21 protein-coding genes are annotated in these 24,395 nt (G+C 74.6%); 9 read left to right on the top strand and 12 right to left on the bottom strand.

Features of this window, described 5'->3' with window-relative positions; translation table 11 throughout:
- Window positions 1–250: 250 nt before the first annotated feature.
- From ACH5A8_RS27785 to ACH5A8_RS27805, 5 genes are all read left to right on the top strand, one after another.
- Entirely contained in the window at window positions 251–3,412 is a 3,162-nt protein-coding gene (locus ACH5A8_RS27785; RefSeq protein ID WP_399006408.1) for a nitrate- and nitrite sensing domain-containing protein, read from the top strand.
- Window positions 3,409–3,921 (top strand): roadblock/LC7 domain-containing protein, encoded by a 513-nt coding sequence (locus tag ACH5A8_RS27790; RefSeq protein ID WP_399006410.1) that lies wholly within the window; start codon window positions 3,409–3,411, stop codon window positions 3,919–3,921. The genes ACH5A8_RS27785 and ACH5A8_RS27790 overlap by 4 nt, the downstream gene beginning before the upstream one ends.
- Complete coding sequence (locus tag ACH5A8_RS27795; protein WP_399006412.1) at window positions 3,918–4,364, top strand: DUF742 domain-containing protein; 447 nt, start codon at window positions 3,918–3,920, stop codon at window positions 4,362–4,364. The genes ACH5A8_RS27790 and ACH5A8_RS27795 overlap by 4 nt, the downstream gene beginning before the upstream one ends.
- Window positions 4,345–5,007: a GTP-binding protein gene (locus tag ACH5A8_RS27800; protein ID WP_399006414.1), complete on the top strand. Its 663-nt coding sequence runs from the start codon at window positions 4,345–4,347 to the stop codon at window positions 5,005–5,007. The genes ACH5A8_RS27795 and ACH5A8_RS27800 overlap by 20 nt, the downstream gene beginning before the upstream one ends.
- Window positions 5,008–5,086: 79 nt before the next feature.
- Window positions 5,087–6,385, top strand: coding sequence for a styrene monooxygenase/indole monooxygenase family protein (locus ACH5A8_RS27805; RefSeq protein ID WP_399006416.1), 1,299 nt, complete (start codon window positions 5,087–5,089; stop codon window positions 6,383–6,385).
- Here ACH5A8_RS27805 and ACH5A8_RS27810 read toward each other — a convergent pair.
- The 4 genes from ACH5A8_RS27810 to ACH5A8_RS27825 all read right to left on the bottom strand — a co-directional run bounded on the left by ACH5A8_RS27810 (window position 6,313) and on the right by ACH5A8_RS27825 (window position 10,002).
- Window positions 6,313–7,383: a C40 family peptidase gene (locus ACH5A8_RS27810; protein WP_399006596.1), complete on the bottom strand. Its 1,071-nt coding sequence runs from the start codon at window positions 7,381–7,383 to the stop codon at window positions 6,313–6,315. The two genes, ACH5A8_RS27805 and ACH5A8_RS27810, sit on opposite strands and share 73 nt — an antisense overlap.
- Before the next feature lie 648 nt (window positions 7,384–8,031).
- A complete protein-coding gene (locus ACH5A8_RS27815; RefSeq protein WP_399006418.1) occupies window positions 8,032–8,349 on the bottom strand; it encodes a hypothetical protein in 318 nt (105 codons plus the stop codon).
- Window positions 8,350–8,359: 10 nt separating this feature from the next.
- Window positions 8,360–9,019 carry a TetR/AcrR family transcriptional regulator gene (locus tag ACH5A8_RS27820; protein WP_399006420.1) on the bottom strand — a complete coding sequence of 220 codons (660 nt, stop codon included), beginning with the start codon at window positions 9,017–9,019 and terminating at the stop codon, window positions 8,360–8,362.
- Window positions 9,020–9,063: 44 nt separating this feature from the next.
- Window positions 9,064–10,002: a diiron oxygenase gene (locus ACH5A8_RS27825; RefSeq protein WP_399006422.1), complete on the bottom strand. Its 939-nt coding sequence runs from the start codon at window positions 10,000–10,002 to the stop codon at window positions 9,064–9,066.
- A gap of 150 nt (window positions 10,003–10,152) precedes the next feature.
- Between ACH5A8_RS27825 and ACH5A8_RS27830 the strand changes: the two genes are divergently transcribed.
- Together ACH5A8_RS27830 and ACH5A8_RS27835 are read left to right on the top strand one after the other, a co-directional pair.
- Entirely contained in the window at window positions 10,153–11,262 is a 1,110-nt protein-coding gene (locus ACH5A8_RS27830; protein WP_399006424.1) for a ferritin-like domain-containing protein, read from the top strand.
- A 30-nt stretch (window positions 11,263–11,292) separates the two neighbouring features.
- Window positions 11,293–12,150, top strand: a complete 858-nt coding sequence (locus ACH5A8_RS27835) for a hypothetical protein (RefSeq protein ID WP_399006426.1) — start codon at window positions 11,293–11,295, stop codon at window positions 12,148–12,150.
- A gap of 175 nt (window positions 12,151–12,325) precedes the next feature.
- On the opposite strand, the gene ACH5A8_RS27840 is transcribed toward ACH5A8_RS27835, so the two are convergent.
- The 6 genes from ACH5A8_RS27840 to ACH5A8_RS27865 all read right to left on the bottom strand — a co-directional run bounded on the left by ACH5A8_RS27840 (window position 12,326) and on the right by ACH5A8_RS27865 (window position 18,921).
- A complete protein-coding gene (locus tag ACH5A8_RS27840) occupies window positions 12,326–13,798 on the bottom strand; it encodes a penicillin-binding transpeptidase domain-containing protein (protein ID WP_399006428.1) in 1,473 nt (490 codons plus the stop codon).
- Between the two features lie 223 nt (window positions 13,799–14,021).
- A complete protein-coding gene (locus ACH5A8_RS27845; RefSeq protein ID WP_399006430.1) occupies window positions 14,022–15,413 on the bottom strand; it encodes an FtsW/RodA/SpoVE family cell cycle protein in 1,392 nt (463 codons plus the stop codon).
- A 43-nt stretch (window positions 15,414–15,456) separates the two neighbouring features.
- Window positions 15,457–16,017: an SH3 domain-containing protein gene (locus ACH5A8_RS27850; protein WP_399006432.1), complete on the bottom strand. Its 561-nt coding sequence runs from the start codon at window positions 16,015–16,017 to the stop codon at window positions 15,457–15,459.
- 134 nt (window positions 16,018–16,151) lie between these two features.
- Complete coding sequence (locus ACH5A8_RS27855; RefSeq protein WP_399006433.1) at window positions 16,152–17,474, bottom strand: ATP-binding protein; 1,323 nt, start codon at window positions 17,472–17,474, stop codon at window positions 16,152–16,154.
- Window positions 17,471–18,283: a hypothetical protein gene (locus tag ACH5A8_RS27860; RefSeq protein WP_399006435.1), complete on the bottom strand. Its 813-nt coding sequence runs from the start codon at window positions 18,281–18,283 to the stop codon at window positions 17,471–17,473. Before ACH5A8_RS27860 ends, ACH5A8_RS27855 begins: the two co-directional genes overlap by 4 nt.
- A 131-nt stretch (window positions 18,284–18,414) precedes the next feature.
- Window positions 18,415–18,921, bottom strand: coding sequence for a dual specificity protein phosphatase family protein (locus ACH5A8_RS27865; protein WP_399006437.1), 507 nt, complete (start codon window positions 18,919–18,921; stop codon window positions 18,415–18,417).
- A gap of 101 nt (window positions 18,922–19,022) precedes the next feature.
- On the opposite strand from ACH5A8_RS27865, the gene ACH5A8_RS27870 reads away from it, so the two are divergent.
- A complete protein-coding gene (locus ACH5A8_RS27870; protein WP_399006439.1) occupies window positions 19,023–19,862 on the top strand; it encodes a nuclease-related domain-containing protein in 840 nt (279 codons plus the stop codon).
- Between the two features lie 341 nt (window positions 19,863–20,203).
- Here ACH5A8_RS27870 and ligD read toward each other — a convergent pair whose 3' ends face one another.
- The gene (gene ligD, locus ACH5A8_RS27875; protein WP_399006441.1) at window positions 20,204–21,085 is read right to left on the bottom strand and encodes a non-homologous end-joining DNA ligase; all 882 of its coding nucleotides are present in this window, start codon (window positions 21,083–21,085) and stop codon (window positions 20,204–20,206) included.
- Window positions 21,086–21,161: 76 nt separating this feature from the next.
- On the opposite strand from ligD, the gene ACH5A8_RS27880 reads away from it, so the two are divergent.
- Window positions 21,162–22,247: a Ku protein gene (locus ACH5A8_RS27880; protein ID WP_399006443.1), complete on the top strand. Its 1,086-nt coding sequence runs from the start codon at window positions 21,162–21,164 to the stop codon at window positions 22,245–22,247.
- Window positions 22,248–22,548: 301 nt separating this feature from the next.
- Here the strand turns inward: ACH5A8_RS27880 and ACH5A8_RS27885 are convergent, their stop codons facing one another.
- Window positions 22,549–24,342 carry a beta-ketoacyl-[acyl-carrier-protein] synthase family protein gene (locus ACH5A8_RS27885; RefSeq protein ID WP_399006445.1) on the bottom strand — a complete coding sequence of 598 codons (1,794 nt, stop codon included), beginning with the start codon at window positions 24,340–24,342 and terminating at the stop codon, window positions 22,549–22,551.
- Window positions 24,343–24,395: the final 53 nt, after the last annotated feature.

Consider the following 24,395-nt stretch of genomic DNA (forward strand, 5'->3'; position numbering starts at 1 on the left):
CGTCCAACCGGCCCACCGGGCAAAGCCCCGGCACAGGCCGGAGGAACTTGCCCGCCAACTCCCCTCCGGGGTTCACTCCTTCGGGTGGCCGGTCGGACGATGCGGGCCCACTGCCCACCGGCACTGGGAGGGTCGGAAACCGATGCAGGTCCCCCGCGCGGCGCGACAGCGCGGGCCGGGGGAGGGTGCGCGCACCCGTCGCACGCGTCGACGGAGAGCCACCCGGGCCCATGAGTACACGAGTACAGGAATGCGAGCACCGGTGCAGAAGAAGCGGCCTCGGCGCACAGACCAGCAGACGGCCACCGCGGGCGGCCCGGCACAGCCGCCCGGCGCGTCCCCCGCGGCTCCCGCCTCCTCCGCCGCACCCGCCTCCTCCGCCGCACCCGCCGCACCCGCCGCCGGCGCCGTTCCCGTCGGCAAGGGCCGCCCCACCCACGTGCGCAACCGCCTCATCGCCGCGGTCGCCGTCGTCACCGCCGCCGTCGCCGCGGCCGGCGCGCCCTCCCTCATCGCCGCCTCCGGTCAGCTCGGCGACTCCCAGGACCTGGTGACCCTCGCCGGGCAGACCCAGGACGCCCTCGCCCTCGCCCACTCGCTCGCCGACGAACGCGACGAGGTGACCTCCTACGTCGCCGCCGGCCGCCCCAAGTCCAAGGCGCCCTCCGAGCAGCGCAGCACCCGGGTGGACCGCCAGGTCGACGACCTGCGCGCCGACCCCGACACCCCCGGCCGGCTGCGCACCGACCTGAACGGCATCGCCGCCGTGCGCCGCTCGGCGCTCACCGGGCGGAGCGGCGCCCTCGAGGTCCACCAGGCGTACTCCGCCACCATCGCCGAACTGCACCGGCTCGCCGAGCGACTGGCCGAGCGGATGCCCTCGCGCGCCGGTTCCGGGGCGCACGCGCTCGCCGAGCTCGACACCGCCGTCCAGCAGGCCGCCGCCGCCCGCGGGCTGCTGCTGGCCGCCCTGAACGTGCCGTACTCCACGAGCACCGTCTACAACCCGCTCACCGGCCGGTCCGAACGGACGTACACCTCCTCGGAGGCCGACACCGAACGGCGCGACGCCCTCAGCACCGCCGCCCAGCAGGCCCGGTTCCGCTCGGACGCGGCCCTCGCCGAGTTCCGCGACACCGCCCCCGAGGCGGCCCGCGACTCCTACGACTCCACGGTCACCGGAGCCGAGGCGAAGAGCGGCGAGGACTACCTGAAGAAGCTCACCGCGCAGCCGACGCTCGGCGACGACGACCTGAACACCAGCGTCAAGAAGGCGGACGCCGCGCTCAGCGCCCGCGTCGACCTGATGCGCGGCGCGGAGTCCTCCCTCTACGACCACCGGACCAAGGACCTCGCGGCCCTGCGCGACGACGACGTCACCGCGCTGGAGATCCGCGTCGCCCTGCTCGGCGCCCTCCTGCTGCTCACCGTCGGCGTCGCCACGGCCCTCGCCCGCACCCTCACCCGCCCGCTCGCCGTGCTCCGCCTGGGCTCGGCCCGCCTGGCCGGCGCCGAGGACCCCACCGCCGAGGAAGCGATCCGCTTCACCGGCCGCGACGACGAGTTCGCGCAGGTCGTCCGTTCCGTCAACACCCTGCACACCAGGGCCGCCGCCCTCGCCGAGCGGATCGCCACCCTGGAGACCGACCGCAAGCACCTGGTCGGCCAGCGGCAGAAGATGGCCGACGCCCGTGAGGAACTGCGCGCCGAACTCGCCGACGCCGTCGCCCAGCTGGAGCGGCTGCGCACCGGCATCGGCTCCACCTTCGTGAACCTGGCGCTGCGCACCCTCGGCCTGGTCGAGCGGCAGCTCGCCGTCATCGAGGGCCTGGAGGAGCGCGAGCAGGACCCCGAACGTCTGGCCACCCTCTTCAAGCTGGACCACTTCGCCACGGTCATGCGCCGGCACAGCGAGAACCTGCTGGTCCTGGCCGGCACCGAGCACGTCCAGCAGCACGCCGGGCCGGTCCCGCTGGTCGACGTCGTACGGGCCGCGGTCAGCGAGATCGAGCGCTACGAGCGGGTGCGCATCGCCGCGCTGCCGCCGCACGCGCACGTCGCCGGCTTCGCCGCGGACGACCTCTCCCACCTGCTGGCCGAACTCATGGAGAACGCCACCTCGTTCTCCCCGCCCGACCAGCCGGTCGAGGTCTCCGGCTGGCTCCTGGAGAACGGCGAGATCATGCTCTCCGTCCAGGACGAGGGCATCGGCATGGCCGCCGAGCGGCTCACCCGTCTCAACGCCCGCCTCGCCGACTTCGACCCGCAGGCCTCCTACGACCAGGAGAGCGAGGACGGCCTGGGCCTCGGCCTCTACGTGGTGGCCCGCCTCGCCCACCGGCACGGCGCCCGTGTGCAGCTGCGCGAGCAGAAGCAGGGCGGCATCGCGGCGGTCGTCGTCGTGCCCCAGCCGCTCCTGGCCCCCGCGCCGTCCGCCGCCGTCCCGGCCACCGGCCCGGCCCCCGGCGGCACCGGGACCATCACGCTGCCCGGCGCGGACGCCGAGGCCAACTCCAACGTCCTGCACGTCCGCGCCAAGGACGGCGACCCGCTGGTGCACCAGGCGGAGAAGGCGGTGCGGGAGTCGGAGGCGGCCCAGGAGACGCCCCGGGAGACGGCCGCGGCGCCGGAACCGGCCGCCGCGCGACCCGCGCAGGCTCCGCCGGAGTCCCCGGCGGAGACCACGATGGAACTCCTCCTGCCGCACCCCGCTCCGGAACGGACCGCCCGGGAACCGCATCCCGCGCCCGGCGCCGTCCCCGCGCAGGCTCACCCCGCGCCCGGGACCGTCCCCCCGCAGGCACATCCCGGGCCCCAGACGGCGTCGGCGCAGCCGCAGCCGGCGTCCGGGCGGCCCGAGCCGGCCCCGCACCCCGCGTCCGGGACCGTCCCCCCGCAGGCGCACGCCGCGCCCGAGACGGCGTCGGCGCAGCCGCAGCCGCAGCCGGTGTCCCGGCGGGCCGAGCCGGGCCCGCCGCCCGCGTCCGGGACCGCGGGCCGGTCCGAGCAGGCGCGGACCGCCGGTGAGCACGCGCCGCACGGGGTGTCCGTGCCCGGCGGCGACAGCCGCACGGGCGGGAACGGCGGCGACAGGCTTCCGGCCGAAGGCGGCGCCGAGACCGCCGACACGCACGAGCGCGCGTCGGGCGACCAGGTCACCGCCAAGGGCCTCCCCAAGCGCACCCCGAGAATCACCACCCCCACCCAGGCCCCGCGCCGGCGCACCGGCTCCGTGGACGCCGACGCCCTGCGCCGCCGCCTGGGCGGATTCCGTCAGGGTGCGCAGGCGGGCCACCGCGACGTACAGGCGGAGATCGCCGAGCGGACGGGCCAGAACCAGCGGCCGACACCGGCCGACCGAGCGCCGGCTGAGGAATCCACGGGGGGCACCGTCGAGGAGGCAAGCAGTTGACCGCTCCCAGCACCTTCGGAACCTTCGGACTGAGCCGTGAGGCCCGCAACCTGCACTGGCTGCTGACCAACCTCGTCGAGGAGGTCCCCGGCATCGAATCCGTCGCCGTGGTCTCCTCCGACGGCCTCCTGCTCCTCTCCTCCGACCAGGACCGCAACGACGCGGCCCGCCGCTCCCCGGGCGCCCCGCGGAGCGGCCCGCGCGGCTCCGCCGCCGACCTCGCCACCGTCGTCTCCGGCATCGGCAGCCTCACCGTCGGCGCGGCCCGGCTGATGGACGGCGGCGCCGTCAAGCACACGATGGTCGCGATGGACGAGGGCAGCCTCTTCGTGATGTCGATCAGCGACGGCTCGCTGCTCGGCGTGCACGGCTCCGCGGAGTGCGACATGAGCGTGGTGGCGTACCACATGGCGCTCTTCGTCGGCCGCGCCGGGCACGTCCTGACGCCCGAACTCCGCAGCGAGCTGAGGAAGTCCCTGGAGTCCGAGTCGGTGGGGAGCGTCCGATGAGCCATGCCATGAGCGGTCCGCTGGGCGGCGTGCCCAGACAGCAGCTCCCGGTGCGCGGCGGCGACCGCAGGCCCGCCCGCGTCCGGCCCTACTCCCTCACCGGCGGCCGTACCCGCTTCGGCCACGTCCTCCTCGTGGAGACGTTCGTGGCGAGCACGGCCGCGCTGGAGGCGGCGGAGGAGCGCAAGGAGCTGGAGAAGGGCTCCGTCACCAGCCGGGTCATGCCGGAGATGCGGGCCATCGTCGAACTGTGCCGCCGGATGCGGACGGTGGCCGAGATCGCCGCGCTGCTGAAGATGCCGCTCGGCGTGGTCCGCGTGCTCCTGAGCGATCTCGCGGACCAGGGAAAGATCCGTGTGTACGGAACCGGAACCGGTCATGGCACCGGTCGTCCGGACCGCGCTCTGCTGGAAAGGGTGCTGAGTGGACTCCGCCGTCTCTGACTCCGCCGTCGCCGCCACCGCCGTCCCCCCGGCCGGCGCCGCCCCCCTCGTCGAGCCCGACGAGACCCTGCGGCCCTGGCAGACGGACCGCACCCGCGCCCCGATCGCCACGAAGATAGTGGTGGCCGGCGGCTTCGGCGTCGGCAAGACCACGCTGGTCACCACCGTCTCGGAGATCACGCCCCTGCAGACCGAGGCGCTGATGACCGAGGCGAGCGAGGAGACCGACGACCTCAGCGCCACGCCGGGCAAGGCGACCACCACCGTCGCCATGGACTTCGGCCGGATCACGCTCGACGACGACCTGGTGCTGTACCTGTTCGGCACGCCCGGCCAGCAGCGGTTCTGGTTCATGTGGGACGACCTGGTGCGCGGCGCGATCGGCGCCGTCGTCCTGGCCGACACCCGCCGGCTGAAGGACTGCTTCCCGGCCCTGGACTACTTCGAGAGCTGCGGCCTGCCGTACGTCGTCGCGGTCAACCACTTCGACGGCACCGAGCTGTTCGAGCCGGAGGACGTCCGGGAGGCGCTCACCGTCCCCGCGCACATACCTGTCATGATCATGGACGCGCGGCGCCGGATCTCGGCCGTCGAGACCCTGCTGGCCCTCGTGGCCCACGCGCTCGAGGAGACCCCCGAGTAGCCACGGCCCCCGAGCAGCCCCGGCCCCGGGCACTCCCGTTCCGCGCGCCGTCCCCGAAGCCGTAGGAGGCACCACCCGCATGCGCAAGATACTCGTCGTGGGGGCCGGCCAGTCCGGTCTCCAGCTCGCCCTCGGCCTGCAGTCGCACGGGTACGAGGTCACCTTGATGTCCAACCGGACCGCGGACGAGATCCGCTCCGGCCGGGTCATGTCGACGCAGTGCATGTTCCACACCGCGCTCCAGCACGAGCGGGACCTGCGGCTGAACTTCTGGGAGCCGCAGGCCCCCAGGATCGAGGGACTCGGCGTCTCGGTCGCCGCCCCCGGCTCCTTCGACCCGGGCCCCTCGCAGCGCGCGATCGACTGGGTGGGCAGGCTCGACGGGTACGCGCAGTCGGTCGACCAGCGGGTCAAGATGGCCGGCTGGATGGAGACGTTCGCGCAGCGCGGCGGCCAGCTGGTCATCCACGGCGCGGCCGTCGGCGACCTCGACTACTTCTCCCGCGCCTACGACCTCGTCCTCGTCTCGGCGGGCAAGGGCGAACTGGTGTCCATGTTCGAGCGGGACGCCGAGCGCTCCCCGTACGGCGAGCCGCAGCGCGCGCTGGCGGTGGCGTACGTGCACGGGATGGGCCCGCGGCCCGAGCACCCCGACTTCGACGCGGTCCGCTGCAACGTGGTCCCCGGCGTCGGCGAGCTGTTCGTCATGCCGACGTACACCCTCTCCGGCCGGGCCGACATCCTGTTCTGGGAGGGCATACCCGGCGGCCCGCTCGACGTCTTCAAGGGCGTCAAGGACCCGTCGGAGCACCTGGCGCTCACCCTCGACCTCATGAAGACCTTCCTGCCGTGGGAGTACGCGCGCTCCACCAAGGTCGAGCTCACGGACGCCGGCGGCACCCTCGCCGGCCGCTACGCCCCGACCGTGCGCAAGCCGATCGGCCGGCTGCCCGGCGGCGGCCTGGTCCTGGGCGTCGCGGACGTCGTCGTCGCCAACGACCCGATCACCGGCCAGGGTTCCAACTCGGCGTCCAAGTGCGCCGCCGCCTACCTCGCCTCGATCCTCGAACACGGCGACCGGCCGTTCGACGAGGAGTGGATGCAGCAGACGTTCGACCGCTACTGGAAGACCGCGCGGCACGTCACCAAGTGGACGAACGCCATGCTCGCCCCGCCGCCGGAGCACGTTCTGAACCTGTTCGGCGCCGCCGGTGAGCTCCAGCCGGTCGCCGACCGCTTCGCCAACGCCTTCGACAACCCGGCCGACCTCGAGGACTTCTTCTTCGACCCGGCGAAGACCGAGGCCTACCTGGGCGAGGTCGCCGCCGGTGCCGGTGCTGGAGCCGGTGCCGAGGCCGCCGCCGGGTCGGCCGAGTAGAGCCCCGCGTCCGGTCCGTCCAGGGCGCCCCTGGGGAGCACCGGCGGCACGTACCGCCGCAGGGGCTCCCCGCCCGGATCGGGCCGTACGGCGCCCAGCACCGGGTTGGCGGCGAGCGGCGACACCTTCACCCTCGCGCCCGGCCGGGGCGCCTGCACCACCATGCCGTCGCCGAGGTAGAGCGCGACGTGCGTGGCCTCGGGGAAGTAGACCACCAGGTCGCCCGGGCGCAGCTCGCTCAGCGGCACCCGCCTCAGCCGGGCCCACTGCTCCTGGCTGGTCCGCGGGATGGGCGTCCCGGCCCGCGCCCACGCCTGCGAGGTCAGCCCCGAACAGTCGTAGGCCCGCGGGCCCGCCGCGCCCCACTCGTACGGCTTGCCCAGTTGCCCCACGGCGTAGCGCACGGCCTCCTCGCCCGCCGCGGTGGGCGGCCGCCCGGGGCCGAGCGCGCCGGAGGCCAGGAACCTGCGCTGCGCCTCGATGATGCCGCCGCGCTCGAACTCGGCGAGCGCCGTCAGCTGCTGGGTGCTGAGCGAGGCCAGCAGCTTCTCGATGTCGCCGAGCCGCTTTCGCACGTCGTCCCGGGCCCGCTGCCGGCGCCGGGCGACGGCGAGCTGGGCGTCGAGCGCGGTGTGCGCCTCGCGGGCCAGCGCGGCCGCCTTCTTCTCGTCGTCCGTCAGCCGCTTCACCGTCTCGGCCCGCTCGCGCGCGAGCTGCCCGATCACATGGCCCTCCTGCAGCGCGTGCTGCGGGTCGCGGGCCAGCAGCAGCCGCAGGTAGGGGGAGAGGTCGCCGCTGTTCTGGTACTGCTGGCGGGCGAGCCGGCCGGCCGCCGCGCGGCTGCCGGTCAGGGCGAGCCGGGCGCGGGCGAGCGCCGCGTCGAGCCGGCGGGCCTCGGCCCGCCGCTTCTCCAGCAGCTCACCGGCGGTGTCGTACGTCTCGGTGGCCTGCTCGGCCTGCCGGTACAGCTTCCCCAGATCCGTCAGCAGCCCGGCCACGGACGGCTGCCCGGCGACGCCTTGCGGTCCGGCGACGCCTTGCGGTCCGGCAACCCCTGGCGATCCGGCCGCCCCCGGCGACGCGGCGGCGGTCTGCGGTCCGGTGGCGGACGGCCCCCCGGGCGCGGTCTGCGGGGCCGTCGTGAGCGGCGGCCCGAAGGCGGCCGGCGGCCCGGCGGCGGCCCGCGGCCCCGCGAGGGACGGCTCCCCGCTCGTGGCCTGCGACTCACCCGTGGCCCGCGGCCCGCCCGGGGACGGCTGTCCACCCGAGGGCGGTCGCCCGGCGGCCCCCGCCGCTCCGGGCGTGCCCGGCTGCCCGGCCGTGCCCGGCCGTGCGGCCGAGTTCCGCCGCAGGTCCGTGCCCGGCTGCCCGGGTGCGGGCGGCAGCGCGGGCCGGTTCTGCCGGCCGGCGGCGGGCGGCTGTCCGGGGCCGGACTGCTGTCCGGCCGCGGGGGGCTGGGGCACCGCCGTGGCGGTCACCGTCGCGAGCGCGGCCTGCGCCGCCACCGCGGCCGTGCACACCAGACGCGGCAACCTCCCTGACATGTCATCACCTCCGGTGCGGGGCGGCCTCTCCGCTCCACACCGTGAGATTCGACGTATGAACCGACCATGTGCGCCTGTCCTGCTCCGGACGGAGCAAAACGCTCACCCGCCGGTGTCACCCGGCTTGCCCTCGGCGCCGTTCGGGTCCCCTGTGCGGGACGGCCTGGACCACGGCCACTTCGGTCCGCCGCCCCGCTTTCCCTCGGGATCGAACTCGTACTTCCACCCCTGGGGCAGCCCGAGCCGCTTGCTGTGCCCGCGCGGGACCCGACGGTAGACGAGCACGGTGGGCGGACCGCCCGCCGCGTCCGGGACCGGGATGCGATACGTCTTCGGGGGGTTCCCGGTGGGCCCCACCAGCACGGGCAGCGTCCGCCCGTCCATGGGGCCGCCCTCGAAGGGGGTGTCTTCGCTCTTCACAGCTCCAGTGTCAGCCATTCGCCGGCGACAGCAGGCGCCGTACCAGCGCGGCGGTCTGCGGGTCCCGGTTCGCGGTCACCGACAGCACCGCGACGAACTGCTCGACCAGCCAGTCCCGCAGCTCCTGGAGCGGCGGCTGCTTGTCCTCGTCGAGCCAGATCAGCGAGGCCGCCTCCACCGCCGTGATCCACATGCGCACGGTCATGCGCAGCCGAGGCCCCGGGTCCGCGACCTCCAGGTGGCTGAGGATGTGCTCGGCGGCGGTCCTGCGCACCCCGTCCACGATGGCGCTCGTACGGGACGTCTCCACCACGCTGCCGCCCTGGAGCAACGCGGTGAAGCCGGCGTCGTGCCCGTCGACGAAGGTGAGGTAGCGGTCCAGGGCGCGGGTGAGGCGGGGCAGGAGCGGGCCGTCGTGCGGCTCGTCGAAGCAGAGCCGCAGCTCCTCCGCCGCCGAGCGCAGGGCGGCCTCGTACAGCTGCTGCTTGCCGCCGGGGAAGTAGCGGTACACCAGCGGCCGGGACACTCCGGCCGCCTCCGCCACGTCGTCCAGCGACACCTCCTCGGGCGCCCGGTGCGCGAAGAGGGACAGCGCGGCCTCGAGCAGCTGAGCGCGCCGCTCCTCGACGCTGAGTCTTCGGTAGGCGGGGGTGGACGCGGCAGGGCTCATGTCCGGCAGCGTAATCGCCGGCCGGCCCCGCCGCCCGAGCCCCTTCAGGCCAGCAGCCCGGAGGACCGCCACATCCGCCGCCCGACGCCCCGCAGCACACCGATGTCGTCCAGGAAGTCGGTCAGACGCTTGGACCCGGTCTGCATCACGTCGCGCCGGTGGCCGCTCGCCTTCACCTGGGCCATGGCCTCCCGCTTGTCCAGTCCCACGTTCGTGTAGACCTCGGGGTTGATGAAGGCCACGGAGAACACGCGGGCGAACTCGCCGGAGGTGACGCGGGTGAACTCCCGCGACCACCTCGGCGCGGTCACCATCTGCCGGCGCAGCTCCTCACGGGCGTAGCGCACGTGCCGCGCCTCCTCCACGACGTGGATGCGCGTGACCCCGCGGATCAGGGTCTGCACCCGCTCGTCCGGGAAGGTCAGCCGCTGCATCCAGTCCAGGACCTCCTCGCCGAGCAGGGTCGCCGTGAAGGAGCCGGGCGTGGTGGAGATCGTCTTGAAGAGCCGGCCGAGGTGCTGGTGGACGGGGGCCACCGGGTACCAGGGGGTGCCGCCGCGGGTGATCACGCGGGCGAACATCTTCGAGTGCCGGCACTCGTCCTCGATCTCGGTGAGGGCGTACCGGACGTGGGCGCTGGTGGCCGGCTTGTCGTAGATGTGCCGCACGAGCAGCTGCATCAGGATCAGCTCGAACCAGATGCCGAGCGAGGCGAGCGCGGCGGCCTCGTGCTGGGAGAGCGCGATGCGCTGCTCCTCGCTCATCCGCTTCCACAGCGGCGTGCCGTACAGCGACACCAGCTCCGGCGGCCAGAACCACTTGCCCTCCTCGAAGGGCGCGTCCCAGTCCAGCTCCTTGTCGGGGTCGAAGGAGTGCTTGGCGGACGAGTCCAGCAGCCGCTCGGCCACCTGCTCCCGGTCCTTCAGCAGACCGAGCGCGTCGCGCAGTCCGGCGAGCGCGTCGGCATCCGTCACGGTCGTCATGGCTGTCCCACCTCGTCGTACGGGTCGTGGCCGGATCGGCCGGTTACCCGGCGGTCAGGTTCCCGCCTTTATGAGACTGCGTGTCAGCAAGGGCGTCAATCCCTCGCACACGACTTGTTGACTCGACGTCTACGTGTGAGCCTGCGAAGTATGCCGACCTACGACGTGTACGCCAACGACCCGGGCGACCCGCACTGGCAGGTCCCCGCCGCCGGCGCGGCGCGCTTCAGCTGGGAGTACGACGACGGCCGCGACCGCCTCCTCGCCCTCTACCAGAAGGGCAAGGACAAGCAGTGGGACGGGCGGAAGCGGATCGACTGGGACCTGGAGGTCGACCCCTTCGACCCGCTGGGCACCCCCGAGGAGGCGATGGTCCTGTACGGCACGCCGTACTGGGCGAAGATGACCGACCGTGACAAGGGCGAGCTGCGACGGCACTTCGCCTCCTGGCAGTTCAGCCAGTTCCTGCACGGCGAACAGGGCGCGATGATCTGCGCCGCGCGGATCGTGGAGTCCGTCCCCGACCTGGACGCCAAGTTCTACTCCGCGACCCAGACCATGGACGAGGCCCGGCACGCCGAGATCTACGGCCGCTTCCTGCACGAGAAGATCGGGATGGTCTACCCGATCAACGACAACCTCCAGGCGCTGCTCGGCGACACCCTCCGCGACAGCCGCTGGGACATGCCGTACCTGGGCATGCAGGTCCTGATCGAGGGCCTGGCGCTGGCCGCCTTCGGCATGATCCGCGACACCACCGACAAGCCGCTGCCCCAGCAGATCCTCGCCTACGTCATGCAGGACGAGGCCCGCCACGTGGCCTTCGGCCGCATGGCGCTGCGCGACTACTACCAGCAGCTCACCGACGCCGAACTGCGCGAGCGCGAGGAATTCGTCATCGAGGGCTGCTACCTGATGCGCGACCGCCTGCGGGGCGTCGAGGTCCTGGAGAACTTCGGCATCCCGCGGGCCGAGGCCGGCGAACTCAGCGAGAACTCCGAATTCCTCCAGCTCTTCCGGCAGTTGCTCTTCAGCCGCATCGTCCCCTGCGTCAAGGACATCGGCCTGTGGGGCAAGCGCCTCCAGCAGGCCTACGTCGACATGGGCGTCCTGGAGATGGGCGACTCCAGCCTGGACCTGCTGATGGCCCAGGACGAGGAGATCGCCGAACGCCTGGACGCGGAACGCTTCGCGGCCGAGGAACGCGAGCGCGTCGCCGAGGTGGAGGAGGCGATCGAGGCGGGGGCGACCGAGGCGTGAGCTCTCCGGCACGTGCAGTAACGTGCTGGCGTGTCCATGCCTCCACCACCGCAGAACCCCTCCGCGCCGCCGCCCCCGCCGCCGGAGCCGTACGGGCAGCAGCCCCCGCCCCCGGGACCGTACGGGCAGCAGCCGCGGACGCCGGGTCCGTACCCGCCCGGCCCCCACGGCACGCAGCCGCCCCCGCCGCTGTACGCCGGGTACCCCCAGCAGCCCTACGGCTGGGGGTACCCGCCCATGGCCCCGCCGCCGAAGAAGCGGCGGGTCGGGCTGATCCTCGGCATCGCGGGCGGCGCCCTCGCCCTGGTCGTGGCGGTCGTGGTGGGCCTCGCGCTGATCGGCACGCAGCTCGACAAGAGCGCTCCGGCGGGCACGGCCACGCTGACCGTCCCCAAGACGCTGGCCGACGGCCGCTACCGGCTGACCAAGGATCTCTCCGACACCGAGGGCGCCAAGATCAAGAAGTCGGCGGGCGGCACCCGGGACGACCGGATCACCGACGCGGTCGTCGGCCGGTACGACGAGAGCGGCGACTCCCTGGGCGGACTCGTGATCTCCGGCGCCTACGGCCGGTTCCGGGACGTCGACGCCATGCGGCACGGCATGCTGAGCGGCGCCCGGCAGGGCCAGGGCGTCAGCGAGGTGATCCCGCCCAAGGACTTCGTCCGTACCGGCTCGCCCGTGGTCAGCTGCGAGGTGCTCACCCGGGAGCAGGGCGGCGCGAGCGTGACCTACCCCGTGTGCGGGTGGGCCGACGCCGGCACGGCGGCCGTGATCGTCGTGATGAACTCCAAGTCGGTCGGGCAGAACCCCTACGACCTGGACCTCGGGTCCTACGCCGAGCTGACCCGCAAGGTCCGCTCCGAGACGGTGAAGCCGGCCGGCTGACGTGTGGTCCGGGTCCGTACGGCGCGCGGACCCTCCCGGCCCGCCGCCCACGGGCTCCACGTGACGGTGCGGCGCCCGGGCCTTCCACGACGGTGCGGCGCCCCGGCCGGCCCCGGGCCCGCGCCCGCCGCCCGCGGCGGGCCGGCTCCGTGTGCCCGGCGGGCGGCCCCGCCCCTCACGCCGCCGGCGGCGGCGAGTGCAGCACCGCCTCCATCACCGCCTTCGCGATCGGTGCCGCCGTACCGCCCCCGCTGATGTCATCGCGCCGCGCCGAGGCGTCCTCCACCACCACCGCGACCGCGACCCTCGGATCCAGGTCCTGGTCGCCCTGCGCCCACGAGACGAACCAGGCGTACGGCGTGCCCCTGTTGCCCACACCGTGCTGCGCGGTCCCCGTCTTGCCGCCCACCATGGCCCCGGGGATCGCCGCGTTGCGGCCGGTGCCCTCCTCGACCACCCCGCACATCAGCTCCCGCAGCAGCACCGCGGTCGTCGGCAGCATCACCTGCCGCGCCGGCCGCGAACCGGCCGCCGACACCGTGCCCCCGCCGCTGCGCGTGGTCCGCTCCACCAGGTACGGCGCGCGCGACTGCCCGCCGTCGGCGACCGCCGCAGCCACCATCGCCATCTGCAACGGCGTGGCCCGCGTGTTGTACTGCCCGATCGACGACAGCGCCCGCTGCGCCTTGTCCGCGGGCGCGTCGAACGTGCTCGGCGTCACCGGGAAGGGGATCCGCAGCTCCCGGTCGTCGAAGCCGAACCCCCGCGCCGCCCTCCCCATGGCCCCGGCGCCCGCGTCCACGCCCAGCTTCGCGAACACCGTGTTGCACGAGAACTCGAACGCGTAGCGCAGCGAGGCGTTCTCACAGCCCTCGCCCTCGTTCACCAGTCGCGTGGTGCTGCCCGGCAGCGGATACGGGTCCGGCGAGTCGGTCGGCGCGTCGAGGTCCGTCACCAGCCCCGAGTCCAGCGCCGCCGCCGCGGTGACCACCTTGAACGTCGAACCCGGCGGATACGTCTGCCGCACCGCCCGGTTGAGCATCGGCTGCTCCGGATCGTCGTTCAGCCGCGCCCAGGCCGCCGCCACCGCCGGGCCGTTGCCGGACAGCTCCGCCGGGTCGTAGGAGGGCGTGGACACCAGTGCCAGGACCCGGCCCGTCATCGGCTCGATCGCCGCGACCGCGCCCTTGCGAGGCCCCAGCCCGTCGAACGCGGCCCGCTGCGCGGCCGGGTTCAGGGTCGTCACGACGTCGCCGCCCGGCGCCTGCCCGCGGGTGAAGTCGTTCCACAGCCGGAACCCCGCCAGCATCGGATCGGTGCCCGAGAGCACCTTGTCCTCGGTGTGCTCCAGGAACGTCGTCCCGTAGCGCTGGGAGGCGAAGCCGGTGACCGGCGCGTACAACGGGCCGGCGGCGTAGGTGCGTTCGTAGCGGAGCTGCTCGCCGGTGTCCCTGGACCCGGTCACCGGTCGGCCGCCGACCAGGATCCGGCCGCGCGGCTGATCGTAACGGGCGATGGTGGGACGGCGGTTGGCCGGGTTGCCTCGGTAGGAGGGGCTCAGGAAGAGCTGCAGCCAGGCGGTGTTGATCAGCAGCGCCACCAGCAGCAGCACGCAGAACGCGGCGGCGTGCCGGATGCACCGGGTCACCGGACGCACCCCCCGCCCGGTTCCCCGCCGGCCACCGGCGGCACGGCCCGGGGGCGGGCTTCCGCGCTTTTCGGCGAGCGGCGGTCCCACGGGCCGGGTTCCGGACGGGACAGGGGGGAGCCGAGGCGCCGCCCTCCGGTGTCCTCGCGGTGCACGGCGTGGTCCTGGCGGCCGGTGCCCGTGTGCTTCGGGCCGAGGTCGCGGTGGTCGGTGGCGGTGCGGATCACGGCGCGGTCTTCCCGTCGTAGTTCCGGCGGGCCACGTGGCTCACCCGGATCAGCAGCGCCACGATCGCCCAGTTGGTGACGACCGAGGAGCCGCCCTGGGCGAGGAACGGCATCGCCATGCCGGTCAGCGGGATCAGCCCCGTCACCCCGCCCGCGATCACGAACACCTGCAGCGCCAGCAGCGAGGCGAGCCCGACCGCCAGCAGCCGGCCGAAGGGGTCGCGCAGGGCCAGGCCCGCCCGGTAGCCGCGCTCGACGAGCAGGGCGTACAGCAGGAAGACCGCCGACAGCCCGGCCAGCCCCAGTTCCTCCCCGGCGGTGGCGAGGATGAAGTCGGACTTGGCGGCGAAGCCGACCAGGATGGAGTGGCCCGAGCCCAGCCCCGCGCCGAGCAGCCCGCCGGCCGCGAACGAGAACAGCGACTGGGCGACCTGGCCGGGCCCCTGACCCGCCTCGATGGACGCGAACGGGTGCAGCCACTCCGCCACCCGGCCGTGCACGTGCGGCTCCAGCCGGCCGACGCCGATCGCGCCGGCCGCGGCGAGCAGCAGCCCGACCGCGATCCATCCGGTACGGCCGGTGGCGACGTACAGCATGACGACGAACAGCCCGAAGAACAGCAGCGAGGTCCCGAGATCGCGCTCCAGCACCAGCACGCCCACGCTCAGCAGCCAGATCGCCGCCACCGGACCCAGCACCCGGCCGGTGGGCAGCTGCAGCCGCCACACCCGGCGGCCCGTGTACGCCAGCGCGCTGCGGCCCGCGGCGAGGTACGCGGCGAAGAACACCGCCAGCAGCACCTTGGCGAACTCGCCCGGCTGGATGGAGAACCCGCCGATCCGGATCCAGATGCGGGCGCCGTTCACCGGCGGGAAGAGGATGGGCAGCGTGAGCAGGACGAGCGCGGTGACGACGCACACGTAGGAGTAGCGCTGGAGCCAGCGGTGGTCGCGCAGCACGAGCACCACCAGGATGAACAGGGCGACCCCCAGCGTGGACCACACCAGCTGGGCCGGGGCGGCCCGGTCGCCCGGGGTCTCCAGGTCGAGGCGGTAGATCAGCACCAGGCCGAGCCCGTTGAGCAGCACGCCGATGGGCAGCAGCAGCGGGTCGGCGTACGGCGCGCGCAGCCGCACCACGCCGTGCGCGAGCAGCGCGAGCACGCCGAGCCCGGCGCCGTATCCGGCGGCGCCGGGCGGGAGAGTGCCGTACTTCGCCAGGCCCACGGCGCAGTAGCCGTACACGGACAGCAGGACGGCGACCACGATGAGGGCGAGTTCGACGCCGCGCCGCCGGGGGAGCCGGCCGGCGGCCGGGGCGGCCGGTACGGCGGACGCCACGGCCGTCCCGGTGGCTTTCGCGGTCCCGGTGGTTCCGGCCTCGGTCATGCCCGGAACCTACCGAAAGACGGCGCTTCGCCCGCCCTGGGGCTCAGCACCAGCGTGGCGCGGGCCCGATGTTGTCGATGAAGCGGGCCGCGCCCCACGCCCAGGTGCCGTCCGCGAGCAGGTACCACAGGTTGTTGCCCCGCACGTTCTGGCCGGGCGTCTTGCAGTAGATCCAGACGACCTCGCCCTGCCGGGCGACCCGCAGCACCTGGCTGCCCCGGTCCGGGCGGGAGTGCAGGGCCAGTCCGCCCCGGGCCGTGACGCGGCCCCGGTAGAAGCGCGTGCCGTTCGCGCCGGGGTCGGCGGCGCCGCCGACCTGCGCCTGCGTGCCGGCGCTGCTCTGCGGGGCGGCGGTCGCCGTGCCCTTGCCGGCCTCCGCCGTGCCCTTGCCCGTGTCGGCCGTGCCCTTGCCCGGGGCGGCGGTGCCGGAGCCGGCGCCCGTGCCGGTGGCCGCGCTCGGGGTGGCCTCGCCGCCGACCGGCGCGGGCCCCGAGGCGCCGCCCCGGCCGGCGTCGGCCACGGCGGGCACCACGGCGGCCGTGGTCACCAGGGCGCCGGCGGCCGCCGCCACGGCCAGCCGGGTGAGGGGGGAACGCAGGAACATGGAGAACCTCCACCTGAGGTGGCGAAGCCCGCCGGCGGCGGACGAATCTGACTAACCGCCACATTAGGAGCGACATTCGTCCCGCGCCCGCCGCACTGCGCCATCGGGGCCGCGCGTCCCCACGTGAGGAGGTGTCAGCGCCGCTTCGGCGAGGGGTCGGCGGGGACCGCGGCCGCAGGCCCCTCGCCCGGGGGGCGCTGAGGCAGCGTGAGCGTCGCCACCGCGCCGCCGTCCGGGGCGTTGGAGAAGTCCAGCCGCGCGCCCAGCACCTCCGCCTGGCCCCGCGCGATCGTCAGCCCCAGCCCGTGCCCCGTCGCGCCGCCCTCGGTGCGGAACCGCTGCGGCCCGTGCGCGAGGAGGTACTCCGGATAGCCCTCGCCGTGGTCGCGCACGCTCACCACCGGCCCGTCCACGGTCAGCACCACCGGCTCCCGTCCGTGCCGGTGCGCGTTGGCCACGAGGTTGCCCAGCACCCGCTCCAGCCGCCGCCGGTCCGTCTCCACGTACACGTCCCGTACGACCTCGACGCGGGTCCCGGCTCCCGTGCCCACATCCGCGCCGGGACCCGCCGCGCGCACCACCCGCAGGGCGACCGCGCTCAGGTGTTCGGCGTCGAGGTCGAGCCGCTCCCGTCCGGTGTCCAGCCGGGAGATCTCCAGCAGGTCCTCGGTCAGGGTGCGCAGCGCGGCCACCCGGTCGCGCACCAGCTCGGTGGGGCGGCCCGGCGGCAGCAGCTCGGCCGCCGCGTGCAGTCCGGTGAGCGGGGTGCGCAGCTCGTGCGCCACGTCCGCGGTGAACCGCTGCTCGGCCAGCAGCTTGCCCTGCAGCGAGGACGCCATGGAGTCCAGCGCGGCGGCGACCGCGGCCACCTCGTCCTGCGGGCGGGAACGGTCCCGGGTCAGGGGGTCGTTGACGCGTGCGTCCAGGTCGCCGGCGGTGATCCGCCGGGCCACCCGGGCCGTCGCGTGCAGCCGCCGGGTCACCCGGGTCACCGCGAACGCGCCCACCAGCAGCGTCGCCCCGATCGCCAGCACCGAGGACCACAGGATGGCCCCGTCCAGACCGGCGATGGTGCGGGCCTGCTGCGAGTAGTCGACCTCGACGGCCAGCGCCCGCCCGTGGTCGGCGGGGCCGGCCGCCCACATCGTGGGCCGCCCGTGGTGCCGGCCGACCATCGTGCCGCGCTGTCCGTCCACGGCCAGCCGGCGCAGCGAGGCGGGCAGCCCCGGCGGGTCCACGCCCGCGCCGGGCAGCAGCGTGTCCCCGTCCTCGAACGCGCTGGTCGCGTCCTTCAGCCGGGACAGCGCCAGGGTGCGGGCCTGGCCGACGGTCTGGTCGGTCACCGAGACGTGCACCAGGATGCCGAGCAGCGCGGCGAGCGCGCAGCACATCACCGTGATGAAGGCGGCGGCCTTCATGGGGAGGGTCCCGGCCCACCGGGGGAGCGCGACCCTCATCCGGCGCTCGCGGAGGACGCGTCCGAGGACCGCGCGCCCGAGGACGGCGGGCCGGGGGTGAGGTCAGGGGTCGGCGTCGGCCGGGGGACGGGCGACGGAGAGGCGGTGGCCGCCGGGGTGTGCGCCCGGGTGGGCTTGCGCCGCCCGGTGCGCAGGAACTCGTCGCGGGTGAACACCATCGCCCGCTGGTCCGGGTCCCAGGACCACGTGGTGCGGTACTCGTACCCGGCGATCCCGGCCGGCGAGCGGATGATCACCGCCCGCCCGGCCAGCTCCACCCCGATCACGGCGTCGTCGTTGGCGAAGACCTGGACGAGCTTGTGCCCCTCGAAGGTGTAGACGCGCACGGCGGTCTGGTTGGTCGGGTACAGCCGGAAGCCGAGCGTCATGTCCTCGCGCCCGTCACCGGTCAGGTCGCGGTAGTACGGCCGCATGACGGGGCACCGCTCCCGGTCCTCGCCGCCCTTGCCGCAGTCGGCCAGCCTGGTCGCGGCCTCGCGGTACGGCGCCTTGGCGACCGTGTAGTCGTCCGGGTGCGCGGCGACCTCGGCCCGTACGACGGCCACCGGGTCGACCCGGCGGATGTCGTCGCCGGGGGCCGTGACGCCCTTCACCGTCTCGATCTGCACCTCGTCGTAGGGCCACGCCGGGCTGGCGGCCGGCCGCAGCGAGGGCCAGAGCCGGGCCGGGCTGACCGCGGTCGGCGTACCGCCGGCGGACCGCAGGCCGCCCGCGTCGCCGCACGCCGTGGCCGTGCCCAGCAGCAGGGCGACGAGCGCGGTGAACAGGGCGGGACGTCTGCGGGACACTGCTCTCCGGTGGATGAGGGGCGGGGAAGGGCGCGCACAGGGCGCGTACACCTTATTCGTATGGAAGTCCTTTTTGTGCACCGGGCGTCTACTGGACGGCCCCGTGCAGCGTATGCAGTAAGACGAAACGATTATTCGGCCAGTTCCTCCAGGAGTCGGACCGTTGCCAGTCCCGCCCGCAGGTAGTCGGCGAACAGCGCGTTGTGCAGCGCCCAGGGGGAGCGGCGGTCGCGGATCAGCCGGATCGCCTCGTCGGCGGAGCGGCCCCGGCGCATCAGCACGTGCCCGACGACCAGCCCGGAGCGGTTGTACCCGGAGTAACAGCGGACCAGGACCCGGCGTCCGGCGTCGACCGCCTCGTCCGCGGTCTGGGCCAGTCGTATCACCCCGGCCAGCTGGGTGCCGTCCAGCGGACCGTCGGGAATCGGCCACACCTGGTGCTCGACGCCCCCGCCGGGGCCGTGGCCCGGCAGCCTGAGCAGGGTCTGCACCAGATCGAACTCGTCGCGCACGACGACGGCCTCCCGCAGCCCCGAGCGGGCGCGGAACTCGTGCCCGCCCATCCACAGACCGGGCACGATCTCGCTCCACGGGCTGTCCGGGGCCGGTACGTCGGGCTGCTTCCTGCGGGTCCGCAACGGCGCCTCCCCCACTCCGCTCCCCACCGCACCCCAACGGTAGCCGGGTTCTTGCCCTGGGAGCACCCCGCCTGTTCCCATGGTCATAGGGGTGATGGTGCATGAGCGGACCACGTCGACAGCCCGGGCGGCCCGGCCCGGGCGGCCTGCGCGTCATACCGGGCCGGCACCACGGCCAGGAGCGGCTCTACGTCTGCCACCCGGACGGCAGGAGCGCCGCCTGGTACGACCGGGAGGCGGCCCGAGTCCACCTGCTCAGCGAGGCCGAGCGGGAGGACGTCCTCCACGCCCTCGGCCCCTTCCTGACGGGCCCGGTCGCGGTCGGCCCGCCGCCCGTGCCCACCGCCGCGGACCTCGCCCGGCTGAGCCTGCACCCGGACGACGACCTCGCGCCCAACCGTCCCGGCGAGGCCCTCCTGATCGCCCTCGACCGCGACCCCGGTCCGGCGACCCGGCTCCGTCCGGACCCGAGGCGCCGGGCGCTCGCCGCCGAACAGGCGGTCGGCGAGGCCCTCGACCGGCTGGACGGCGCCGGCTGGCACACCGTGCACTCCGTCCCGCTGCCCGGCGGCGACCGCGTCCACCACCTGGCGATCGGCCCGGGCGGTCTGTTCGCCGTCCACAGCGTGTACGCCCGCAGGCAGCGGGTCCGGATCGCCGATCCCGTGGTCGCCCTGGGCCGCCGCGCCCCGGAGCCCCTGCTCCGCCGGGTCCGCGCGCTCGCCGACCGGGCGTCCTACGCCCTCACCGCCGAGGTCCACCCGATACTGGCCCTCATCGGGCCCGCCGACCTCAGCGTCACGGCCCCGCCGAGGGGCGTCCGGGTCCTGCGGTACGAGGAGCTGCCCGCCCTGGCGGAACTGGGCGGCGTCCTCAAACCGGCGGACGTGGACGCCCTCCACGCCATGGCGAGGGACCGCAGGACCTGGACGAGGGTCTGACGCGCCCACCGAGCCGTCGACCCCGGCCGCGGGCCGCGGCCCGCGGGCCGGGGGCCCTGCGGTGCCGGTGCGGGCGGCGGGCCCGGCGGCTTCGACGGCTCCGGCCTCCGGCCGCGAATCCGGCGGTTCCGGCTGTGGGCGGCACCCCGACGGCCCTGGCCTCCGGCCGCGAATCCGGCGGTTCCGGCCGCGGGCGGTGCTCCCGTCGGCTCGGCTGCGGGCAGTCGTGCCGCTGGGTCGATGGGGTCACCCTGTTCCTCGAGGGCCTGGGGGAGAGGGGACGCGGCGGCGTCCCGCGGGCGCGGCGAGCGTGCCGCCCCCCACGCCCGCGGCCACCGCGCTCACGGCAGCTCCGCGGCCCCCTCCACGTCCAGCACCGCCCGCATCAGATCCCCGGACTCCCGTACCCGGGCCGCCACGTCCCCCGCCAGGAACTCCAGTGCCTCGGCCTCCTCGCACCCGGCGACCTCCTCCCACGTCACCGGCGCCGACACCGTCGGCACCCCCCGGGCCCGCAACGTGTAAGGCGCCGCGGTCGTCTTCCGGGCCGCGTTCTGACTCCAGTCGACGAACACCTTCCCCGGCCGCAGACTCCGCGTCATCCGGTGCAGCACCAGCTCCGGCATGGCCTTCTCCGCCTCCACGGCGAGCCCCTTCGCGTACCGCGAGGCCCGCTCGCTGGTCGTCCCCCGCACCGCCGCCAGCAGATGCAGCCCCTTCGACCCGGAGGTCTTCGCGCACGCCTCGACCCCGTCGGCGGCCAGCCGCTCCCGCAGCCACAACGCCACCCGGCAGCAGTCCACCACCGTCGCGGGCGGCCCCGGGTCGAGGTCGAAGACCAGCCGGTCGGCCTCGCCGGGCGCCTCGATCACCCACTGCGGGGTGTGGAACTCGGTCACCAGGTTGGCCGCCCACATCAGACTCGCCAGATCCTGCACCAGCACCATGCGGGCCGCCCCCGCCGACCGGGGCACCTCCGCGGTCGTCACCCACTCGGGCGTACCCGCCGGAACGTTCTTGACGAAGAAGCGCTCCCCGTCCGCCCCGTCCGGATACCGCAGGAAGGACAGCGGCCGGTCGCGCAGATGGGGGAGCAGCACGTCGGCGATCATCGCGTAGTAGTGCAGCACCTCACCCTTGGTGAACCCGGTGGCGGGATACAGCACCTTGTCCAGGTTGCTGAGCGCGAGCCGTCGCCCCTCCACCTCTGTGATCGGTGCCATACGATAAGAAAACCACGACAAACCGTTCATATTGTGACGAACCTCCCGTACCGCTCCGATCCGGAAGGTGCTGCACGTGCGATCCATTTGGAACGGCGCCATCTCGTTCGGTCTGGTCAGCATCCCGATCAAGCTGATGAACGCCACCGAGCACCACGCCATCTCGTTCCGCCAGATCCACGAGAAGGACGGCGGCCGCATCCGCTACCGCAAGGTGTGCGAGCTGGAGGACCGCGAGGTCACCCAAGGGGAGATCGGCAAGGGGTACGAGGACTCGGACGGCAGCATCATCCCCATCACGGACGACGACCTGGCCCACCTGCCGCTGCCGACCGCGCGGACGATCGACATCGTGGCGTTCGTCCCGGCCGACCGGATCGACCCGCTCCAGATGGAGAGCGCCTACTACCTGGCCGCGAGCGGCGCGCCCGCCGCCAAGCCGTACACCCTGCTGCGGGAGGCGCTCAAGCGCAGTCAGCGGGTGGCGATCGCGAAGTTCGCCCTGCGCGGGCGGGAGCGCCTCGGGATGCTGCGCGTCGTGGACGACGTCATCGCCATGCACGGGCTGCTCTGGCCGGACGAGATCCGCGCCCCGCAGGGGGTGGCCCCGGACGTCGACGTGACGGTCCGCGACAAGGAGCTGGACCTGGCGGACGCCCTGATGGACACGCTCGGCGAGGTGGACCTGGAGGACCTGCACGACGAGTACCGCGAGGCCCTGGAGGAGGTCATCGCCGCGAAGGCCTCCGGCGAGGCGCCGCCCGAGAGTCCCGAACCGGCCCCCGGCGGCAAGGTCCTCGACCTGATGGCGGCCCTGGAGAAGAGCGTCCGGGCGGCCAGACGGTCCAGGGGCGAGGAGGGCGCGGAGGGCACTGAGGGGGAGGAACAGGCCGAGGCCGGTGAGCCGGCGGCGCGGGGCGGAGCCGAGTCCGGGTCCGAGGCCGAGGTCAGGCACCTTCCGCGCCGCAAGTCCACCCGCGCCGCCGAGGAGAAGCCGGCGCCCAAGAAGTCGACGGCGAAGAAGACCGCGGCGAAGAAGAGCGAGCCCAAGACCACCAGCCGGACGAAGAAGACGACGTCGACCGCCAAGACGGCGGACAAGAAGGCCACGGCGAAGAAGGCCCCGGCGAAGAAGACGGCGGCACGCAAGCGCACGGCATGACACCCGTGCCCCGTGCCCCGCCGCCCGCCGCGCTCCGTCGCACGTCCCACGCCGCGCTCCGCCGCACGCCGTCCGCGCCCCGCCGTACGCGGTCGCGTCTCGCCGTCCGCCGCCCCACGTCGTCGCGCCCAGGCGCAAGCCGCCGTCCCGCCGTACGCCGCCGCGCCCGCGCCCCGATCAACCGCGCCCCGTTCCGCACCCGCGCGCAGCGCCGACCCGCCGGCGGTGCCCTACGCTCCCCGCCCCCGCGCCCCCCGACCCCGCGTACGGGCGGCTTCCGAGGCCCCTCCCGCCGTCCCGGCTACACCCGCCGCAGTGCCAGCACCGCGTTGTGCCCGCCGAAGCCGAACGAGTTGCTGAGCACGAGGTCGCCGCCGTCCGGCAGCGCCCGCGGGGCGCCGGTCACCACGTCCAGGCCGATCCCCTCGCCGAGCTCCGCGCAGCCCACGGTGGGCGGCACGACCCCGTTGTGCAGGGTGAGCACGGCGGCGACGGCCTCGACACCGCCGGCGGCCCCCTGGAGGTGCCCGAGGTGTCCCTTGAGCGCGGTGACCGGCACCCCGGCGCCCACGCTCCCGTCCGGGCCCTCGCCGAGCACCGTGCGCAGGGCGCCGGCCTCGGCGAGGTCGCCCTCCACCGTGGCGGTGGCGTGCGCGTTGACGTGCACGACGTCGACGACGTGCCCGCCCGCGTCCCACAGGGCCCGCCGCAGCGCGAGCGCGACACCGCCGCCGCTGGGGTCGGGCGCGGCCATGTGGTGGGCGTCGGCGGACAGCCCCCATCCGGCGGCCTCGCAGTAGATCCGGGCGCCCCGGGCCCGGGCGTGCTCCTCGGCCTCCAGGACGAGCACCCCCGCGCCCTCGCCGTTGACGAACCCGGCGCGGTCCTTGGCGAACGGCCGAGAGGGCGAGACGCCGTCCTCGGTCCCGAGGTCGGACAGGGCCCTCATCGCGGCGAAGGACGCCATGATCGCGGGCGTGACGACGGCCTCCGCGCCACCGGCCAGGGCGACGTCGACGCGCCCGTACCGTATGCGGTCGATGGCCTCCCCGATCGCCTCGGTCCCGGAGGCGCAGGCGCTGGTCACGGTCCGGGCCTCGCCGGTGATGTGCAGGTCGAGGGAGACCTGGGAGGCGGCCTGCGAGGGCACGGTCATGGGCGTGGTGAGCGGTGACACGCCGCGCGGTCCCTTCTCGCGCAGCCTCCGGTCCCCGCCGACCAGGACCGAGGCGTCCCCGAGGATGGCCCCGAGGCTCACCCCGACCCGCTCCGGATCGATCCCGCTCTCCCGGGTCCCGCCCTCGGCGAACCCGGCGTCGCCCCAGGCCTCGCGGGCGGCGAGCACGGCGAACTGCGCGGAGCGGTTCATCCGCCGGGCGGCGGCCCGGGGCAGCAGGGCGGCGGGGTCCACCGGCACGACACCGGCGACCCGCACGGGCAGTCCGGCGAACTCCTCGCCGGCCAACTCCCTTATCCCGTGCCGCCCGTCGAGCAGTCCCCGCCACAGTTCGTCCACGCCGGCGCCGAGCGGGGTGAGGGCCCCGAGCCCGGTCACGACGACCCGCCGGGGCACGGTCGCCGAGGGCGCGTGCGCGGGCCGCGCGTGGTGCCGTACGACGTACCCCGCCCGGTCGGCGTCGGCGGCCCAGCCCCGTACGTCGTCGTCGGAGACGGTCCCGGAGGTCCTGGAGTCGAGGTCCAGGTGCCAGACGCCCCACCGCCGCCGGTACGTCACCTCGACGCCCTGCGGGTCGACGGCCCGCAGCCGGGTGACGGTGTCCCCGTCCCGGAACTCCACGGCGTCCAGCCGGGGCGACGTCACGGCCGGCACCGCCGCCTCGTCCAGCCGCCGCCCGGCGACGACCACCTCCTGCTCGCGCCGCAGCACCTCGTCGTGGTCCACGCCGCCCAGCGGCGGCCGCAGGGTGACCCGGATCGTCTCGGGCGACTCCGGGAGGGTGTGCATCACGACACACCACTGCCGACGGTCGGCCGCCTCCGGCGTCAGCGCGACGAGATCTCCGGGGACGACCTCGGCGGCCGTCACCGTGTGGGGATGGATGGGGACTTCTGGCATCTCGGACGAATAGGACATACCCGTACTTCTTCCTGGCTGCTTCCTGTGACCCAACTGCCGCATGGCGGACC

The sequence above is a fragment of the Streptomyces sp. NPDC018610 genome (genome assembly GCF_044391765.1).
Classification (GTDB): Bacteria; Actinomycetota; Actinomycetes; order Streptomycetales; family Streptomycetaceae; genus Streptomyces.

Bases quoted from the DNA above. Each gene is read 5' to 3' on its own strand.
- ACH5A8_RS27785 (WP_399006408.1), top strand. From the start codon at position 251: ATGCGAGCACCGGTGCAGAAGAAGCGGCCTCGGCGCACAGACCAGCAG.
- ACH5A8_RS27795 (WP_399006412.1), top strand. From the start codon at position 3,918: ATGAGCCATGCCATGAGCGGTCCGCTGGGCGGCGTGCCCAGACAGCAG.
- ACH5A8_RS27805 (WP_399006416.1), top strand. From the start codon at position 5,087: ATGCGCAAGATACTCGTCGTGGGGGCCGGCCAGTCCGGTCTCCAGCTC.
- ACH5A8_RS27820 (WP_399006420.1), bottom strand. From the start codon at position 9,019: ATGAGCCCTGCCGCGTCCACCCCCGCCTACCGAAGACTCAGCGTCGAG.
- ACH5A8_RS27825 (WP_399006422.1), bottom strand. From the start codon at position 10,002: ATGACGACCGTGACGGATGCCGACGCGCTCGCCGGACTGCGCGACGCG.
- ACH5A8_RS27830 (WP_399006424.1), top strand. From the start codon at position 10,153: ATGCCGACCTACGACGTGTACGCCAACGACCCGGGCGACCCGCACTGG.
- ACH5A8_RS27845 (WP_399006430.1), bottom strand. From the start codon at position 15,413: ATGACCGAGGCCGGAACCACCGGGACCGCGAAAGCCACCGGGACGGCC.
- ACH5A8_RS27850 (WP_399006432.1), bottom strand. From the start codon at position 16,017: ATGTTCCTGCGTTCCCCCCTCACCCGGCTGGCCGTGGCGGCGGCCGCC.
- ACH5A8_RS27855 (WP_399006433.1), bottom strand. From the start codon at position 17,474: ATGAGGGTCGCGCTCCCCCGGTGGGCCGGGACCCTCCCCATGAAGGCC.
- ACH5A8_RS27870 (WP_399006439.1), top strand. From the start codon at position 19,023: ATGAGCGGACCACGTCGACAGCCCGGGCGGCCCGGCCCGGGCGGCCTG.
- ligD (WP_399006441.1), bottom strand. From the start codon at position 21,085: ATGGCACCGATCACAGAGGTGGAGGGGCGACGGCTCGCGCTCAGCAAC.
- ACH5A8_RS27885 (WP_399006445.1), bottom strand. From the start codon at position 24,342: ATGTCCTATTCGTCCGAGATGCCAGAAGTCCCCATCCATCCCCACACG.